This is a genomic window from Dermabacter hominis NBRC 106157, assembly GCF_001570785.1.
Taxonomy (GTDB): Bacteria; Actinomycetota; Actinomycetes; order Actinomycetales; family Dermabacteraceae; genus Dermabacter; species Dermabacter hominis.
Map to the genome: position 1 here is coordinate 173,489 of NZ_BCSI01000003.1, position 17,719 is coordinate 191,207.

The following is a 17,719-nucleotide window of genomic DNA, read 5'->3' on the forward strand; positions in this document are numbered from 1 at the left end:
GGGATGGCGACGAAGAAGGCTCCACATCCGGCGATCAGCGCGGTTCTTCAAAACTCTGACTCGGTGCCGTACTCCGACAGGAACCGCGGTCTGGTCGGCCTGGAGCACACGACGAGTGAGTCCTTGGCACGAGCGCTTGCCATCGGCGCCCTCAGCCGCCTAGATCCGAGCCTCGCGACTGTCGACGTCTGGGATCCTGCGGCCGGATTGGGGTTCGCCGGATACCTCTTGGTCGACGCTCTGCAGTCCTCGGGAGTTAACGTCCGGTATCGCGGCCAGGACATCAACGAGGCTGCAGTGTCGGAAAGCCTTCGCCGGTTCGAGACGATCCGCGACGCTGAGATCGCGCATGCGGACACGCTGGTGCACGACGCCTTCGAGGGCTTCCGCGCCGATCTGGTGATCGTCGACGCGCCCTGGGGCATGCACTGGAGACACTCGTCTGCGGCAGTGGAAGCGCGGCAGTCTGTCGGCGAGTTCGGATTCGGCCTCCCGCAGCGCTCCGATAGCACCTGGTTGTTCATCTCTCTGGCGCTGGAGAAGCTGCGCCCGGCGGAGCAGGGCGGGGGGCGCGTCGCGGCATTGGTGAACCCCGGCGCTCTGAGCTCCGGCGGAGCAACCGGTGCTGTCCGGCAACGGATCGTCGACGCCGGCCTGCTGGAGTCGGTCACCCGTCTCCCCGATGGCCTCGCACCGGACACGTGGATCCCCCTGTACCTCCTGACCTTCTCCAACAGAGCCGATGACGTCGGCAAGGGGAAGACGATGATCGCGGACCTACAGACGATGTTCACCACGGAGCACGGCCGCAGATCGATTCCAGTCGAGACGTTCGACACGCTCGAATCCGCGCTAAGGACGAAGAAGGCGGGCCCGCGCAATCGGTCCATCAGCACCAGGCAATTCACGCGCAGGGATGCACGCCTGTCGCGCACCACGAACGAAGGAAACCGGCTGTCGTGGCGCGTCACCACGTATAACGACGTGGCGATCGACGGTCAGTTCCTGGAGACTCGCTATGGCCCGGACTCCGGCATCGAGTTGGACAAGGAACCACGCGAGATCGTCGACCTCGACCCCAGCCGCATCTTCGGCGATGACTCGCGCGAACTGCTCCGAGACATGGCCGCGAAGGGCTGGCCCGAATGCCGCCTGAGCAGCCTTCTCGCCCGAGAGCCTGAGGCGATGCTGGACGCGGTTGACCGAGACGACGAACACCAACTGTTCGTGCCGACGACCGGGGCCGGTAGAGTCACCACCGACGGCTCGGAGACAAACACCGGCGGACGTGTGCTGTCCGTTCGACTCGACAGCGATGTGGTCTACCTGCCCTTCCTTGCGGCGTGGCTTAATTCGGAGCAGGGCGTCGCCAGCCGGCTCCGCGCCATCGAAGTCGCCAGTTCGGGCCATCAATTCCGGGCTCTGGGGTCGGACGCTAACTCGCTGATGAGGTGGGCCGACGAACTCCTCCTGCCGCTCCCGGACCGCAGGGTCCAACTAGCCCTCGCCTCGGCGGATGAACGGCTCGGTTCGTTCCAGGCGGAGCTCGGCACTCAGCGAGCCAGCATCTGGTCTGCCCCAGAAAGTGCTGACGACGTCGTGAGCAAGATCGCGGGAGCATTCGACGACTCGCTGACCGCGTGGCTGGAACAGTTGCCGTACCCGATCGCCTCGGCGCTGTGGACCGCCGAGTCGGCCCAAGCGGCGGTGGAGAAGCAACGCGCTTATCTCCACGCCTGGGAGGCGATCGTGACTTTCCACGCGACCGTCCTGCTCGCCGCGACTCGTAGCGACCCTGGTAGTAGTAGCGAGATCGAAGCGGCGATCCGTGAGACATTGCATGAGCATCATCTGGGCATCGAGAAGGCGTCGTTCGGCACCTGGGTGGTCATCGTCGAGAAGACCTCGAAGAGCCTGCGCAGCGCGCTCGAGAACGGCAACGCCGACGACGTGGCCCGCGTCCGCCGGGCGTTCGCCGACCTCGGCCGCGCAGGAATCGAGCGGTTGATCTCGAAGGACGTCGTCAAGAAGTTCAACGAGTTGAACAGCAAGCGGAATCGGTGGTCTGGCCACACAGGCTACACCTCGGAGCAAGAGCTGAGAACCCAGATCGACTCGCTTGTCTCGGACCTCAGGGAGCTTCGCGGACTCCTCGGGAACGTGTGGTCTCAGCTGCTGCTCGTCCGTCCGGGCAGCGCCAAGCACCGTCGCGACAGCGTCGTCCAGACCGCAGAGGTCGCCGTCGGAACGCGCACGCCGTTCGCCGCTCGAGAGTTCGCCGTGGGCGAGCACATGTACGAAGACGAGCTTTACCTTGTCCGGGACGGCTCGCAGTCGCCGCTGCGCCTGGGCCACTTCGTTCAGCTGCGCGCCGCCCCGAGCAGCGCCCAGTTCACCACGTACTTCTACAACCGCACCGAGGGGACGAGCGTGCGGATGGTCAGCTACCAGTATGGACCGGAAAGCGAGCGGGTGGAACACGTGGAGAACCTTCGGGCGGACTTCGGGGAGCTGGCTCGTCGGTGAGCTCGGATGCAATCGATGTCGGTGCGCGCCGCTAGCGTGAAGATGTCGAAGCTACAGAGAGGAAGAGCGTCATGGCACTGACCACGTCACTCAAAGGGCGAGTTCGCAACACCAGTCTGCCGAAGAGCCACGCACTCTTGCCTCTCCTCGAGGCGGTCGTCAACGCCATACAGGCCGTCGATGACCGATTTGGCGACGCGGTCGAACACGGACGCATCGCCGTCAGGATTGACAGGAGGCTGCAGGACTCGCTCGATCTCGGCCCGGCCGGACCCGGCCGTACGCCGCAGAAGGCGATCACAGGGTTTGCCATCGAGGACAACGGCGTGGGTTTCACCCCCGAGAACATGGACTCCTTTGAGACTCTGGACACCGACTACAAGGCCGAGCTCGGCTGCCGGGGAGTTGGTCGCCTCCTCTGGCTGAAGGCGTTCGACAGGGTTGTCGTCAGCAGCGCGTACAAGAACAGTGACGGAGAGCTTTGCGGTCGTCGGTTCCGGTTCTCGATGGACCGGGAGGTCGAGCATGGCGGAGAGCCGGAAGGCCTCACCGAACCCGGCGCTGTCGTACGCCTGGACGGCTTCAAGGAGTCCTACCAGCAGGCCGCGGCGAAGACTGTCGAAGCAATCGCTCGCGAAATTTTCGAACACTGCATTTGGTACTTCCTTCGACCGGGAGGCGCTCCCGAGATCACGGTGTCCGATGGTGAGAGTTCCGTCGCGCTGAAAGACCTGATGCACGAGTTCGTGTACTCAGAGATGCCGACCACCACGATCGATGTCAAGGGTGAGAAGTTCGAGATGGTCAACCTCTGCTTGAAGTCGTCAACACGCAACCAGAGCCCACGGCTCCACTGGTGCGCCGCCAGCCGCGTGGTGATGGAGGAGAATCTCACTGGTAAGGTCCCCGGCCTCTATGGTCGGTTGAAGGACGAGAACGCCACGGAATTTACCTACGTCTGCTACCTATCGTCGGGTTTTCTCGACACACGCGTTCGCAGTGACCGTACTGGCTTCGACATCATGGATCGGGTCGCCGGCGCGTCACTGCTCGACGACGTTTCGCTGGACGACATCCGCGCGGCCGCGCTCAAGGAGGTGGAGCGGATCCTTGCGACGCCCCTCAGCGCCGCGCGCCAGGAGGGTAAGGCGCGGGTGAACGACTTCGTGAGCAATCGCTCGCCGAGGTATCGTCCGGTTCTCTCGCGTCTCGAGTCGCTGGGCGTGACTGTCGATCCGACGATCAAAGACCAGGACCTCGAGATCATGCTGCATCGCAGCCTGCAGAAGCTCGAGGCGGACGCCATCGCCGAGGGACAGGCCGTGTTCGCCGAGGTCGGCTCCGCACCGCTCGAAGACTACGAAGAGCGCCTCGCCGAATACCTTGACAAGGTCACCGAGATCAACCAGTCGGACCTCGCCGCGTATGTGTTCCGTCGCCGCAAGATCCTCGACTTGCTCTCCAAGCTGATCCGATCCGACGACCACGGAAAGTACAGCCGCGAGGAGACGATCCACTCGCTGCTGTTCCCGATGCGGAAGGACTCGAACGAGGTCGGCACCGATGCCTCAAACCTCTGGATTCTCGACGAGCGTCTCGCGTTCCACGACTACCTGGCGTCCGACAAGACGCTCAAGAGCACACCGATCACGGGCTCGGAGTCGACGAAGGAGCCGGACATACTCTCGATGAGGCTTGCCGATCGGCCGGTGCTCGCCGCCGAGGGCAAGTCGCTACCCCTACCGTCAATCGTCGTGGTCGAGATCAAGCGACCGATGCGCAACGACGCGACCGAAGATAAAGATCCGATTCAGCAGTGCCTCGAGTACGTGAAGCGAGTGCGGGAGGGCGGGGTGCGAACGGCAGCCGGCCGCCAGATTCCTAAGTCCCAGGACCCACCGGCGTTCTGCTACATCGTCGCCGATCTCACGCCGACGATGATCAGTCGATGCGAGTATGCGAACTTGCGGCCGACTCACGATGGCCTCGGCTACTTTGGATTCAACGAACCGAACAAGGCGTACATCGAGGTCGTGAACTTCGACCGGCTTGTGAACGCGGCTACGGAGAGGAACCGGGCGTTCTTCGACAAGCTAGGGCTGCCGTCGACATAGGGGCCATTGCACCGGTGGGGTGCTATCCCGTCCGGGTGCAGAGGATTACCGTGGCTAGTCAGTCACCTAGGCCCGGTGAACCGATTAGGCATTGATACTCTTCACACGGCTGCTCGACGGCCTGGTTGTCCTCGTCGCCACAGGTTGCGCACTACAAACGAACGATTACTCCGGCGTGGACGCAGGACCTCTCGCCGATCGGATGGTGATTGAACGCTTTGGGGCTTGTGCAGGAGTCACCGAAGCTCGCCGGGCGGTACTCCTCGACTTCGTTAGGCCGGTGTCTCTCGGCGACTACTGAAAGCGCGTGGAAGAGCCGCTCCTCGGCTTCGAGACGCGCCTCGGGTGCTGTACTCTCCAGTAACGTATCGCGGAGTTCAGCGAGACGAGTGAGGACAAGGTGCGGTGTCATGCCCCCATGATGAAGGCGCGACTCACCGCACCGGTTCCGGCACGCGTAAATACCAAGCTTCTCCTGACCGTCCCACGTTTCGTGCCTGCTGTGTCGACATACGCATCAGTGCACGGGGCCGAAAGCGACGGTAGGAACGCGGGAAACTACGGGGCAATTTGCCGTGGTGACAGGTACTGGCCCGGTGAACATTAACTAGTGCAAGCCGGGTGCGGCTTGGACGGGCCGATCGCAGCCCGGGAGTCACTGCGCTTCCGCGATTTCTATTCGTACGAAGCTGGCGGCTTTCAAGGAATAGGTCTGAGGAGCTCCGATGGGGAGACATCGAGCCCGTGGGCGAACTTGACGATGATGTCGAGCGTGGGGTTGCGGCGGCCACGCTCCAGGCCGCTTATGTAGGCGCGGTCGAGACCAAAGTGGTGAGCGAAGGCCTCCTGAGACGCTCAGCCTCGCTCCTGGCGGAGTTCGCGGAGATGCTCGCCGAATGCGATGCGGTGCGCGGACTCCCTCATATCTCAACAATTTCGCTACGATGACCATGATTCCACGGACTATGAGCCACATTCGAAAACCCGGGGTGATCGCATTCGCGTCAGGATCTGGGCAACGCGAAGGAGCAAGTAGAGCATGGGGCCAGAAGATGAGTGGATCGACATTGCCGCGGCGTCAGAGCGCGAGTCGTGCAGCCCTCAGTCCATTCGCCGACGGACCAAGGCTGGGGTTCTGACGGCGCGCATAGAAGGCTCCACGGATCGCGATGGGCGGTACACGGTTAAGACTTGGCTCCGGGTCTCTGAGCTCGATGAGGTGTTTGGCCACGCGGCTCGAGAGGAACATGTTTGAAGGATTCGAGCCACCTCGCAGCCGTTGACACGGGACCAGAAGATCGTTCTACGTAAGGTGCTTCTCGATCATCTTGCAGAGAAGGAGGCGAAGCTAAAGAGGGGGGGCAGGTTGGCGGAGTGACGCCCTAGAGCTACGAGGTCACAAAACTGCTACTCAGGTTGCCGTGCGAGAAGCCGGTGTGGTCTGTTATGTATATACGCCCGTGGCAAGCTGAGTAACTGGCACTGCTAGAATCGACAGCGTACGCCCCGGTGACTATTCAGACCTCCTAGTCCGGACTCCAGGGGCATCAGTCTTGTAGGGGAGAGCGCATGCCTAGTGGACCGCTGCATCTGGCTGAGTCCCATGAGTGGTCCGGACTGTGGTGGCTGCCTGACGCGCCGGATGATCGGGTGCCAGGCGTGCTCCGCTACGACCGCGATGGCGGTGTGAGGTTGACGTTGATCGGTACATTCGAAGACCGGATCTTCTCCTCGCCTCAGCCCGGGGTAATGCTTGAGCACGATGGCGTGCGGTCTTGGGAGGTCATCCACGGTGTCGCCGAGGCGAGGGAAATCACTCTGCTCGGGTGCAACTTTACGAACTCGAACCGAAATCTTGGGCCCCGGGTTCAGAGTCCTGACAAACAGGTGGTCTCGGCTCAGTCCGCGCTGATTGGTGTCCATGCTACGAACGGAGGTGACGCCCTGTTCGAAGCACTTCAACTCTCGATCGAGAACCTCAGGCGCTGGTCCGCCGTCACGGTTTTCTCATCTTCCATTGGTGTTCTAGACGGGAAGCGTCCCGACGGGAGCGGCTCCATTTCGGCGAAGCCTATGGAATCCACGTCGGTCCTGGTCGACGGCACCGAGTACTCACTTGAGCACCTTCGCAATCCTCCGTACTTCGACGAGCTTCGCGGGAGGACGACCGCGCGGATGCGTGACACGGTCTTCCTGCAGGTCGCTCCGCGAGGGGCATGCTCCTTCGAGGAAGCGCTCGCATCGATGAAGTCTCTGCAGGACCTGATTTCGCTCGCGACCCATCGTGCTGCCGGGGTGATCTGGCTGCGGCTAAAGCTGACGGGAGACGGACCGGGGGCCGAACGACATCCGATGGAGCGTTATGTCGAGGTGCTCTACTTGCCCGCCGCAGTGGGGGAGCGAGATGCAAAGGCCATCGAGCACCGCAGAGTGTTCTTCACCTGCAGGGACATTCCCTTCGAGGAGATCGTCCCGCGATGGTGCGCTGTGCGAGATCGCCTCCGGGCCTCGATGGACCTGATCTTGGCGCTGAGGTACGCGCCGGCGCAGTACGTCGAGAGCCGTCTTCTCATGGCGGTCGGCGCTGCCGAAGCCCTCCATCGGGCGCTCGGAATCGAAAAGCGCCCAATGCCGAATGCTGAGTTCAAGAAGATGCGCGAGGCGATGCTTGAGCTGGCTCCGGAGGATCAGCGGGAGCGGCTCAAGTCCGCGATCCGCAACGACCTGACTCTCCGCGACCGGCTGGGGGCGCTAGTCAATCGGCCTGACCAGGAGGCGGTGTCTGTGCTCGTTCCTGATGTTGAGCGATGGGCCAGCAGGACTGTAAAGGCCCGCAACGACCTGGCTCATGAGGGGCGCACCCCGAGGCACGAGCTCGAGGAGCTCGTCGCCGTCGTCGAGGTCACAACGGGCGTGGTGATCCTGAATCTCTTGCACGAGATCGGGATGCCCGCGGACCGTCAGCGAGCGATCGTGAGGGAGCATCCACAACTCCGGATGATCGCGAGTTGGGCGAGGACGGAGCTCGTGACGCCCGAAGCGTAAGCTCGTCGAAGGGGAGGACCAGTACCCTTGATCGCATAGCCAGACCACGTAAGGCAGTCGAGTCTCCATTGAGTCACCACTGGACTGATGACTCGACTGACCATTCGTGAGCGTTATAAACGAGTCGAGTCCGACTATTTCGCCCGGTCGCTGAAGGCCGACGGCAAGCACAGAAGCCCGTGCCCACGGTGCAATCGTGCCCTCGCGCGGGCGCAGTTCCAGAACCGCTCGAGCCACTTCTGACCCTATTGTCAGCGCCTGCGCTAGAGCGCTTGGAGGAGCACCCCGCCCGCAGCTCCGCACGCCACGACCGCCCACGGCGGGAGCTTCCATGAGTGCAGAAGCACGAAGCATGCGAGAGCGAGACAGAAAGACCCGACGCCGGTAATGGCGGTCGTGAAAACGGGGGAGTAGAGGGCGGCGGTGAGGATTCCAACGACCGCGGCGTTGGCACCGCGCATCGCAGACTGTGCCCACACGACAGTGCGGAAACGGTCCCAAGCGGGAAGAACCCCGATCAAGAGCAGGAATCCCGGCGCAAAAATTGCCGCGAGAGCGAGTACTGCACCGGCCACGCCACCTGGCCCCATGTTCGAGGCCGCGCCGAGATAAGGCGCGAGGGTGAACAGCGGACCCGGCACCGCTTGGGCCGCGCCGTACCCCGCGAGAAAATCCGATTCACTCACCCAACCGGGCTCAACGACGCCCGATTCGAGAAGCGGCAGAACAACGTGCCCGCCGCCGAACACGAGAGCACCCGCACGGTAGAAGGCATCGGCGATCGACAAGCCGCCGTTGTTCGAGGCATGAGCGAGAACGGGAAGCCCGAAGAGGAGCCCCGCGAAGAGAACGAGCGCGAGCACGCCGGCGGCGCGGCCCACCGGAAACCGCAGAACGCTCGGGGGAGGAGAAGCGTCGGACCTGCACAGCGCAAGACCCGCAAGCACGCCGCAACCGATCGCGATCACCTGGCCCGCTGCGCTGGCGAACACAAGAGCGAGGCATGCGGCGACCACGGCAATTGACGCGCGCCGGGCATCCGGCGTGAGCGAGCGCGCCATACCGAGGACGGCGTGGGCAACGATGGCGACGGCTGCGATCACGAGTCCCTTGAGGATTCCGGAACCCACCATTCCCGAAAACACCGACGCGCCATACGCGAACGCCACCATGAGTGCGGCGGACGGAAGTGTGAAGCCGACGAACGCCGCGAAGGCCCCGAGGTAACCCGCACGGCGGAGCCCGAGAGCAAAGCTCACCTGGCTAGAGGCAGGGCCCGGAAGAAACTGGCACAGAGCCACGAGATCCGCGTACTCCTCATCGCTTATCCAACCGCGCTTGTCGACGATATCGGCACGGAAAAAGCCAAGGTGTGCGGTGGGCCCGCCAAAAGAGGTGACACCCAGCTTCGAGAAAGCGACGAGCACCTCCCACGCAGAGCCACGAGAGCTAACGGCAGCGGCACCGTGTGTCGTTGTCATGCTGCCATCTTATGAGCGCGCAGCCGCACGCTCATATACGCCCGCATAAAGGTGTTGTAGTGGGGCATTTGGTCCCCGTTCGGCTAGGATGTCCAGGTAGGACAAGTGAGGATCCCGATCAAACGAACTGGAGAGTACCGCGTGAGCGAAGTAAGCGGCGATCAGTACCGCGTCATGATTGTCGACGACCACGAAGTTGTGCGTCGCGGCATCGTTGCCGTCATTGACGCGGATGCCCGCCTCAGCGTTGTCGCCGAGGCAAGCACCGTTGGCGAAGCCAAGCGTCGGCTTCCCGCCGTCCAGCCAGACATCCTCGTCACGGACCTCCAGCTCCCCGACGGTACCGGAATCGACGTCATGAACGCGGCCCGCCAGGAGAACGAGAACCAGACCATGCTCGTGCTCACCTCGTTCAATGACGATGCGGCGATCCGCGAATCCCGCGCTGCTGGCGCCTCGGGGCTCCTCCTCAAATCCGTGCGCTCGGCCGAGATCATCTCGACGATCCTCAAGGTGGCGAACGGCGAAACCGCGTGGCCCGCGGGCGGCACGAGCGAAGACGAATTCGACTTCTCCGCCGTCGAACGCCGCATCGTTGAGTACATCGGTGACGGGCTCGCGAACCGCGAAATCGCCGACCAGCTCGGCGTCGCCGAAAAGACCGTCAAGAACCGCATCACGGGCATCCTCCACAAAATGGGGCTGCAGCGCCGCACTCAGGTCGCGGCCTGGGTCGTCTCGCGCCGTCGAGCCGACTGGAAGTAACGCCCCTGCGCCGCACTACTCGGCGATGATGGTCGCGCGCCAGCTCACCATCGTCCCCGGGTCGAGGCTGTAAAAATCAACCCAGCCGAGGTGGCGCCGTGCGCGTGCACCCATGTTCGCGAGCCCCGAGCGGCGCGTGATACTGGGATCGATGCCGCGCCCGTTGTCGCTCACGTTCACCTGGATGACCGTATCCACGCCCTCTTTGAAGAGCGTGATGCTCACGGAGACCGCGCTCGCGTGCGCGTGGCGCGCAACGTTCGCCAGGCACTCCTTCACGACCGCGACAACATCCTCCTTAAGTTCGCCCTCGATCGCGTCGAGCTCGGCGACCGGTGCCTGAAGGTGCAGCGACGGCACAAAGCCGAGGCCTGCGATCGCGAGCCCGCACTCGTGGCGAAGCCGCTGAGAGAGCGTCACCTCGACCGTCTCATTCCGCAGCGACTGGACGATCCCGCGGATTTCCGCGATCGAACGCTCGATGCCCGCGACAGAATCCTTAAGGCTCGTCGCGACCGGCCCTTCGTCTGAGTATTCAGGAAAACGCGAGGCTTGCGACATCACGGTCTCAAGCTGCATGCCCACACCGAAAAGCTCTTGGATGGCGAGATCGTGAAGGTCGCGGGCGATGCGGTTGCGTTCATTATTGAGGTCATCCTCGATGGCGCTGCGCCCCGTTGACCCATTGAGCGCGAACGAAAAGAGAGAGGCGAGCGAAGCGGCGCTCACGTTCTCGGCGTCGGTAAAAGCTGCGGTGGCGTCGGTGCCCTCATCCGCGAACCGAACGGCGATGAGTAATCCGCGCCTCGCGGCACCCGCATCGATCGGAAACGCCACGAGTGCGCTCGTCGATCCCGCGGGAGCCGGGAGGTCCTCATCGGCAAGAGCGCGCGTGAGGTCACCCCACGTGAGAGTCGCAAGTGCCTCCGGTGAGTCGTGATCGAGTACAAAAGGCAAGGGCGCCGAATCGGCCGTTTCCGACGAGTGAGAGACGGACGCTCCGAGTAGTTCAGCTTGAAACCGCCCCCGAACAAGCTCGCACACCCACGTCGAATCGTTCAGGGGGAGAAGCACGAGGAGCGAAGCGGGCGAAAGAATCTCGAACGTGGAATCGGCCAAGAGGTCGAGGACATCGTCGGGGTCCTCGGCATTGAGTACCGCCGCTGTCAGCTCACTGATTTTCGTGGCGTTCGACATGGGTGCTCCCTTCGTGATTCGTGTGGGCGTCGAGGTCGAGCACCGCCGCTCCCGATTCCTTGAAGCGCTGATCGTGCGTAATCACGATGACGGTCGCATCGGCCGCGAAGAACGCGCCCGGGGTGAGAATACCGTCCATGAGCTCGGCCGCCAGGTCAAGGTTGAGGTGTTCGGTAGGTTCATCGAGGATCGTCACGGGAGCGCCGTGCGCGATCGCGCGAGCGAGAAGAAGCCTTCGCCGCTCGCCACCGGAGACGTCCTCGCCGCCACTGCCAAGGATTGTGTCGAGCCCCGAAGCGAGCCCCGAAACCCATGGACCGAGGCCCGCGAGGTCGAGGGCGCGATGGATTTCTGCGTCGGTGAGATCGCCGCGCACGACACGAATATTCTCGCGAAGGCTCGTCGCAAACACGTGCGCGTCCTCGGCGTAAAACGACACACGTGAGGCGAGCGCGGCCGGAGTGAACGACGTGAGGGGAGTATCGCCATACACAACTTGCCCGCTCAGTGGGGTGAGGAGCCCCGCAAGGGTCAGGCCGAGCGTCGACTTTCCGCGGCCCGAAGCGCCGTACACGAGAGTGCGACTTCCCGGGGTAAAGCTCAGTTCAAGCCCGTGTGCGAGTGGATGCTCGGCACTCCAGCCCGTCGTCAGTCCAGATGCACTCAGGACTGCGGGGGAGGGGCGTTCAGCGCGTGCGGGTGCGGGTGCGGGGGCGACTTCGGCAGAGGCGGGCCCGACGGCTCGGCGGCCTTCGATCGCCGACTGCGCGTCTTCTGTCGCAGCACGCAGAGCGTCGCGCACGCTCGAGCCTGCCCGAGTGTCGAATGCTGAGGCGATCGGGGTGTTGCCTGGATCAAGTTCGTGGAGGCGTTCAGCGGCCACGATCGAGCGTGCGCGCTGACTGGCTGCTTGCGGGAGAACAGATGCCGCTTCAAAGCTCGACAGCGGGGCGAGAATGATGACGCCGATGATGCCCGCCGTGTGGCCCATGAGGCCGCCAAGCAACCCCGTGGTGTCGAGGTTGTAGACGGCGCCCGCGGCGAGAATCGAGCCGAGAAGCGCGGGGATCATAGCGATCTGGGTGCTACTGCGCGCGAAAGCCGAGGGCACGGCCGCTTTGTCGAGGGCCGCATCAAACTGTCCCTGGGCGGCCTCTAGGTCGGCGAGGGTGCTGTTCCATTGCCCCTTTACGCGAAGGACATCAGCGTTGTCGAGGGCAAAAAGCGAGAGCGTATTGAGGCGAGAGCGGGCCTCGACGAGTTCGCGCTCCGCAAAGAGCGCCGCCTTGAAGGCGAAGAACGGGGCGATGATCGTCGCGAAGGCGAGGCCAACGAGCATGGCGAGTGCCGCAATCGGCGAGAATGGGGCGATGGTCGCAAGGATCGCGACTGCCATGACGAGTGCGACGAGGGCGGGCACCACGGCACGAATGACATCGTTCGCCATGTCTTCGGCGTCATCGCCGATACGCGCGAGTAGATCGCCGCGTTTGAGGCGCCCTGCGAGGGCTGAGGGGGCGCTCGCAAGCCCCGCGTACATGTTGGTACGCAGGCGCGCGACGCCGGTGAGGGCGGCATCGTGCGTGAGCAGGCGCTCGAAATACCGAAAGACGCCGCGGGAGATGCCAAGAGCACGCACGGACACGACGGCAACGGAAAGGTCGAGAACTGGCGGCATCGTCCACGACTTCGTAATGAGGTAGCCCGACACAACCGCGAGGGCAAAAGCACTCGCGAGGGTCGCTGCACCTGCGGCGACCGCTGATGTGAGCTGACGCGGGGCGATCTCCATGAGCTCATGCATGCGCGAAAGAGCGCGCGACGATATTTTCACGGGACTGGCACCTCCGCGGCACGCACATCGATCACCTGGTCGGCGACATCGAGGAGAGCCTGTCTATGAGCGGTCACGAGGACGCTTGAGCCCTGTTCGCGCAGCGTCTCGAGCAGGCGAACGATCATCGCCTCGCTCGCCCCGTCGAGGTGCGAAGTGGGTTCGTCGAGGATGACGAGCGGTTTCGCCTCGAGGAGGGCGGTTGTGAGGGCGACGCGCTGGCGCTGACCGACGGAAAGCCCAGTTCCGCCGCGACCAAGTTCGACGTCCCAGCCGTGAACATCCGCGACGTGTGTGCCGAGACCGGTCGCACGTGACGCCCTCGTAATGAGGGCGCATGCCTCTTCGGTTCCCGGGGCGATTCCCGCGGGAAGGGACTCGTGGAGGATCTCGCGTAGGGTGCCAGGGCCCACGACGGGTCGCTGGGGCAGCCATGCGATCTGCGCCCAGAGGCTTTCTCGATCGATCTCGCTGAGTGCAATACTGTTGCCTTCCTCAGTGCGAAGCAGGACGCCGCCCGTGGTCGGCGTGAGGAGCCCGAGGATGGCGGCGATCGTCGTCGATTTTCCCTCGCCACTTGCGCCGCGAAGGGCAGTGATCTGGCCGGGTGTGATGACGGCAGTGAGGTGGGCTGGCGCGAGACGGTCGCGCCCCGCAACGCTCAGATCACGCAGGACAATACTCGTGCGTGATAGCGAGGGGGCAGCGGGGCGGGTGGCCTCGTCACCGGTATCCACTTTGCCCGCCGCTGCGGGGGCATTGAGGATCTCGAAGGCGGCGTCGACGGCCGCGAGGCCATCCGTCGAAGCGTGAAACTGCTGGCCCACAAGGCGCAAGGGGAGATACACCTCGGCGGCAAGAACGAGCACGGCGATTGCCGGAAAAAGCTCCATTGCACCGCCCACGAGGCGCAAACCGATGGAGACCGCGATGAGCGCGATGCCGAGGGTAGCGATGAGTTCGAGAGCAAAGCTCGAAAGGAACGCCCACGCAAGCGTCGTCATTGCGGACTTCTTGTGTCGCGCGCCGAGGTCCGCGACGATGCGCTCGGATCCCTGTGCGCGGCCGAGCGCACGTAGCGTCGGGAGGCCTTCGACCAGATCCAGAGTCTCGGCCCACAGCGTGCGCATGGTCGCGAGAGAGCGGGCCGAGGAGCCTTCAGTCATTTTCCCGATGAGGATCATAAAGATGGGGATGAGCGGAAGGGCGATACACGCGACGATCGCACTGGTGAGATCCCATACCGCGATCGCGGTCAGTGCGAGTGGGGTGACCGTCGCCGATAGTGCAAGCTGCGGAACGTACCCCGTGAGATAGGGGCGGAGGTTTTCGAGCCCCGCGGTGGCGAGTGCGGCTGTCGAGGCGGCTTCGCCGGTGCGTCCGCGCGGGCCGAGACGCGCGTTCGTCTCGACGACGGCCCGCCTCAGTTCCCCGATCGTTTCGGTCGCTGCACGATGGCCCGTGGCTTGCGTGTACCACACGGCGCTCGCACGAATCACAAGCGCGATCGCGAGCACGACAAGTGGGAGGGGGTTTTCGTGCGGCCATGTTCGGTTGGCGAGGAGATCCGCGCCGAGCGAGGCGACGCACCATGCGGTCGTGATTGCGCAAACAGCCTCCACCAGGCCCAAGACAACCGTGCGGAGCACGTGCGCGCGAGCGCTGTGAACGTGACGGAGGAGTCTCGGATCAAGTGGAGGCTGTCGCTTTGCCAAAGGTGCTTTAGCTTTCCGTGTCGAAGGCTTCGCGGTAGCCCTCTTTCGCCTTTCGCGCGAGGTTCGCCGCGTGGGCGGCCGGGAAGCCCTCGCCCGTAACGCGAGCGCGGAAGACCCAGTAGGCCCAAGCCTGGTAGGCGAGAACGATCGGGAGCAAAATGACGGTCGCGATCGTCATGACCCGAAGAGTGTACTCGGTGCTCGAGGCGTTCATAACGGTCAGCGAGAGAGCCGGATCATTGGCGGCGGGGAGCACGTTCGGGAAGATCGCGCCGAAGGCCATGATCGTGGCGAAGCCGATAGCGACCGACGTCGAAGCAAATGCGAGGCCCTCGCGCCCTGCGCGGTTCAGTACAAACGCCCCGATAAGGGCGAGCGCTGCGATGACGAGCGGGATCCACGTCCAGGCGTTGTTCGAGTAGGCGAGCTGGGCCCACAGGACCCACGCTGCCGCTGCGACGATGGTCGGGATGGCGATGACGCCCGCGAGCTTGTTCGCGTCGTGTCGAACCTCGCCCGTGGTGCGAAGCGCGAGGAACAGCGTGCCGTGCAGCCAGAAGAGGAGCACGAACACCACACCCGCGAGAAGCGCGAACGGGTTCAGGAGATCAAAGAGCGAATCAGTGACGATGCTCTTGCCGCCGGCATTCGCCTCCATGTTGACGCCACGCACGATGTTGCCCACGGCCACGCCCCAAATGAGCGCGGGCACGAGGCCACCGATGAAGTGGCAGATGTCCCACGCGAACTTCCACGACGCGCTCTCGACCTTATTGCGGTACTTGAACGCGCAGACGCGAACGATGAGGGCCACGAGAATGATGATGAGCGCGAGGTAGAAGCCCGAGAACATCGTCGCGTACCACTCCGGGAACGCGGCAAACAGCGCGCCACCACCCACGAGGATCCACACCTCGTTGGCGTCCCACACGGGACCAATGGTCGTGATGATCTGATTCTTCCGCTTCTCCTCGCCCTTGCCGAGCGCGAAGACGTTCATGCCCACGCCGAAGTCGAAGCCCTCGAGAATGAAGTAGCCGAGGAACAGCACTGCGACGAGAATGAACCACAGGGTCTGTAGGAACGTTGCTTCCATGATTGTCTACTCCTTTCTCTCAGTAGCCGAAGCTGATGGTCGGGGTATCGATCTCAGCGGGAGCTGCACTCTCCTTCGCGGAGAGCGAGCGCGGAGCCTTGATGTCCTTGCGGGCCTGGTTGCGCATGAGGTAGTACCACACGACCGCAAGCACGCCGTACAGAAGCGTGAAGACCACGAGCGAAACGATTACCTGCCAGCCTTCGTGGCCGGAGACGCCCTGCATCGTGAGCAGCCGTACGAGCGGGTCGCCGGTGGGTGACGGTGCGACGATCCACGGCTGGCGGCCCATCTCGGTGAAGATCCAGCCGAAGGCGTTGGCGATGAACGGCATGGGGATCGCAAACAGGGCAAAGCGCGCAAACCAGGTCGAGCCCGAGGTGCGTGCCTTCTCGCCCTTGCCACGCGTGACCCAGAAAGCCCAGACGGCAAGGATGCCCGAGAAGATCGCGAAGCCGATCATGAGACGGAAGGACCAGTAGGTGACGAAAAGGTTCGGGCGGTAGTCGACGTCGACGGTCTTGCCGCTCGCATCGACGGCCGTGGCACCGAACTTTTCTTTGTATTCAGCGTTGAGCTCAGTCACGCCCTTGAGCGTTGCGTTCGGGTCATTCGTCGCGAGGATCGAGGTCACGTACGGGATTTCGATGATGTGCGAGATGTCGGTGCAGTCCTGAGAGAACGCGCGGGGTCCCGCGACCGAGAGGATCGAGAAGTTCGCGCCCGTTTCGGTGTGGCACAGGGCCTCCGCCGAGGCCATCTTCATGGGCTGCTGCTCGAACATGAGCTTGCCCTGGAAGTCGCCGGATGCCAGGAGACCGACGGCGGACAGCACCATGACGAGGACTCCGAAGCGGGTTGCCGGACGCCAGACGTTCTTCGCGAGATGGCCGGCAGCGGCCTGTTCCTCGCCCGAGAGGGTCTGGTCCTCGGCGCGCTTGTGGTTTTTCACCATGTGCCATGCGGCAATGCCGGTGACAAAGCAGCCGGCCACGAGCCATGCGCCAGCAATCACGTGAGGGAAGGCCGCGAGGGTTGTGATGTTCGTCAGGAGCGCGAAAATGCCGCCCTGCGCAGGGTCGAGCTCCGCACGGCCGGTTTCAGGGTTGAACACGGCAGCGACGGGGTGCTGCATGAACGAGTTCGCGGCAATGATGAAGTACGCCGAAAGGGTCGTGCCAATCGCCACCATCCAGATCGTGAGGAGGTGCAGGCCTTTCGGGAGGCGGTTCCAGCCGAAGATCCACAGGCCGAGGAAGGTTGACTCCATGAAGAAGGCGGCGAGGCCTTCGAGCGCGAGCGGCGCTCCGAAGATGTCGCCCACGAAGCGGGAGTACTCAGACCAGTTCAGGCCAAACTGGAACTCCTGGACGATACCGGTCGCGATACCGATGCCGAAGTTCACGATGAGCATTGAGCCAAAGAATTTCGTGATGCGCGTCCACGAATCGGCCTTCACGGGGTCTTTTGCGCGTACAGCGATCGTTTGCATGATCGCGACAAGCAGCGAAAGACCGATCGTGAGCGGCACGAAAATGAAGTGGTAGACGGTCGTGATACCGAACTGCCACCGCGCGAGATCGAGCGCGTCCATGGGCGTCCTTTTCTAGAGAGGGACAGGGTGGTTCACCCTCAGGTTAGAAACCTCGAGGGTGCATGGTCGGGACTTTGGGCCCGGCTTTGCTGTTTGCCATTCTACGCCTCTAAGGCGTTTCTGGCCTGCGGTTTTTACGTGTCGCCCCCATTGTTTTATGCAATGGGCGCCTCGCGAAAAGTACGCTGCCGCGGCTGGTGCGCCGCTGGTTGCGGGGCTATTGCTGCGCCGCGCCGCCGTTCGAGAGGCGTCCGACGGCTGCCTACCTGCGAGCGATTCGTGTCATCGTGTGCGATACTTGGAGTGATGTTTGCGCCGACGCATCCGGCGTAAAGGATCCCCCGCTATCCGG

Annotated in this window: 11 protein-coding genes; 4 read left to right on the forward strand and 7 right to left on the reverse strand. The window is 63.5% G+C overall.

What is annotated here, in order from left to right:
• Positions 1-3: 3 nt before the first annotated feature.
• Both DEHOM01_RS09745 and DEHOM01_RS04955 read left to right on the forward strand, forming a co-directional pair.
• Complete coding sequence (locus DEHOM01_RS09745) at positions 4-2,526, forward strand: HsdM family class I SAM-dependent methyltransferase (RefSeq protein WP_156468304.1); 2,523 nt, start codon at positions 4-6, stop codon at positions 2,524-2,526.
• A gap of 71 nt (positions 2,527-2,597) precedes the next feature.
• Complete coding sequence (locus DEHOM01_RS04955) at positions 2,598-4,640, forward strand: ATP-binding protein (RefSeq protein WP_061211766.1); 2,043 nt, start codon at positions 2,598-2,600, stop codon at positions 4,638-4,640.
• Positions 4,641-5,339: 699 nt separating this feature from the next.
• Here the strand turns inward: DEHOM01_RS04955 and DEHOM01_RS10345 are convergent.
• Positions 5,340-5,447 carry a helix-turn-helix domain-containing protein gene (locus DEHOM01_RS10345; RefSeq protein WP_082738731.1) on the reverse strand — a complete coding sequence of 36 codons (108 nt, stop codon included), beginning with the start codon at positions 5,445-5,447 and terminating at the stop codon, positions 5,340-5,342.
• Positions 5,448-6,209: 762 nt separating this feature from the next.
• On the opposite strand from DEHOM01_RS10345, the gene DEHOM01_RS04970 reads away from it, so the two are divergent.
• Positions 6,210-7,685: an ApeA N-terminal domain 1-containing protein gene (locus DEHOM01_RS04970; protein ID WP_061211769.1), complete on the forward strand. Its 1,476-nt coding sequence runs from the start codon at positions 6,210-6,212 to the stop codon at positions 7,683-7,685.
• Between the two features lie 263 nt (positions 7,686-7,948).
• On the opposite strand, the gene chrA is transcribed toward DEHOM01_RS04970, so the two are convergent.
• Positions 7,949-9,166 (reverse strand): chromate efflux transporter, encoded by a 1,218-nt coding sequence (gene chrA / locus DEHOM01_RS04975; protein WP_061211770.1) that lies wholly within the window; start codon positions 9,164-9,166, stop codon positions 7,949-7,951.
• 141 nt (positions 9,167-9,307) lie between these two features.
• Here chrA and DEHOM01_RS04980 point away from each other — a divergent pair, with 141 nt between their 5' ends.
• Positions 9,308-9,931 (forward strand): response regulator, encoded by a 624-nt coding sequence (locus DEHOM01_RS04980; protein ID WP_016664734.1) that lies wholly within the window; start codon positions 9,308-9,310, stop codon positions 9,929-9,931.
• A gap of 15 nt (positions 9,932-9,946) precedes the next feature.
• Here DEHOM01_RS04980 and DEHOM01_RS04985 read toward each other — a convergent pair whose 3' ends face one another.
• From DEHOM01_RS04985 to DEHOM01_RS05005, 5 genes are all read right to left on the reverse strand, one after another.
• The gene (locus DEHOM01_RS04985) at positions 9,947-11,128 is read right to left on the reverse strand and encodes a sensor histidine kinase (protein WP_061211771.1); all 1,182 of its coding nucleotides are present in this window, start codon (positions 11,126-11,128) and stop codon (positions 9,947-9,949) included.
• Positions 11,103-12,962, reverse strand: coding sequence for a thiol reductant ABC exporter subunit CydC (gene cydC, locus DEHOM01_RS04990; protein ID WP_061211772.1), 1,860 nt, complete (start codon positions 12,960-12,962; stop codon positions 11,103-11,105). The genes DEHOM01_RS04985 and cydC overlap by 26 nt, the downstream gene beginning before the upstream one ends.
• Complete coding sequence (gene cydD, locus DEHOM01_RS04995) at positions 12,959-14,611, reverse strand: thiol reductant ABC exporter subunit CydD (protein WP_061211845.1); 1,653 nt, start codon at positions 14,609-14,611, stop codon at positions 12,959-12,961. The genes cydC and cydD overlap by 4 nt, the downstream gene beginning before the upstream one ends.
• A gap of 73 nt (positions 14,612-14,684) precedes the next feature.
• Complete coding sequence (gene cydB, locus DEHOM01_RS05000) at positions 14,685-15,773, reverse strand: cytochrome d ubiquinol oxidase subunit II (protein WP_061211773.1); 1,089 nt, start codon at positions 15,771-15,773, stop codon at positions 14,685-14,687.
• A 19-nt stretch (positions 15,774-15,792) separates the two neighbouring features.
• Entirely contained in the window at positions 15,793-17,367 is a 1,575-nt protein-coding gene (locus DEHOM01_RS05005; RefSeq protein WP_061211774.1) for a cytochrome ubiquinol oxidase subunit I, read from the reverse strand.
• Between the last annotated feature and the right edge of the window lie 352 nt (positions 17,368-17,719).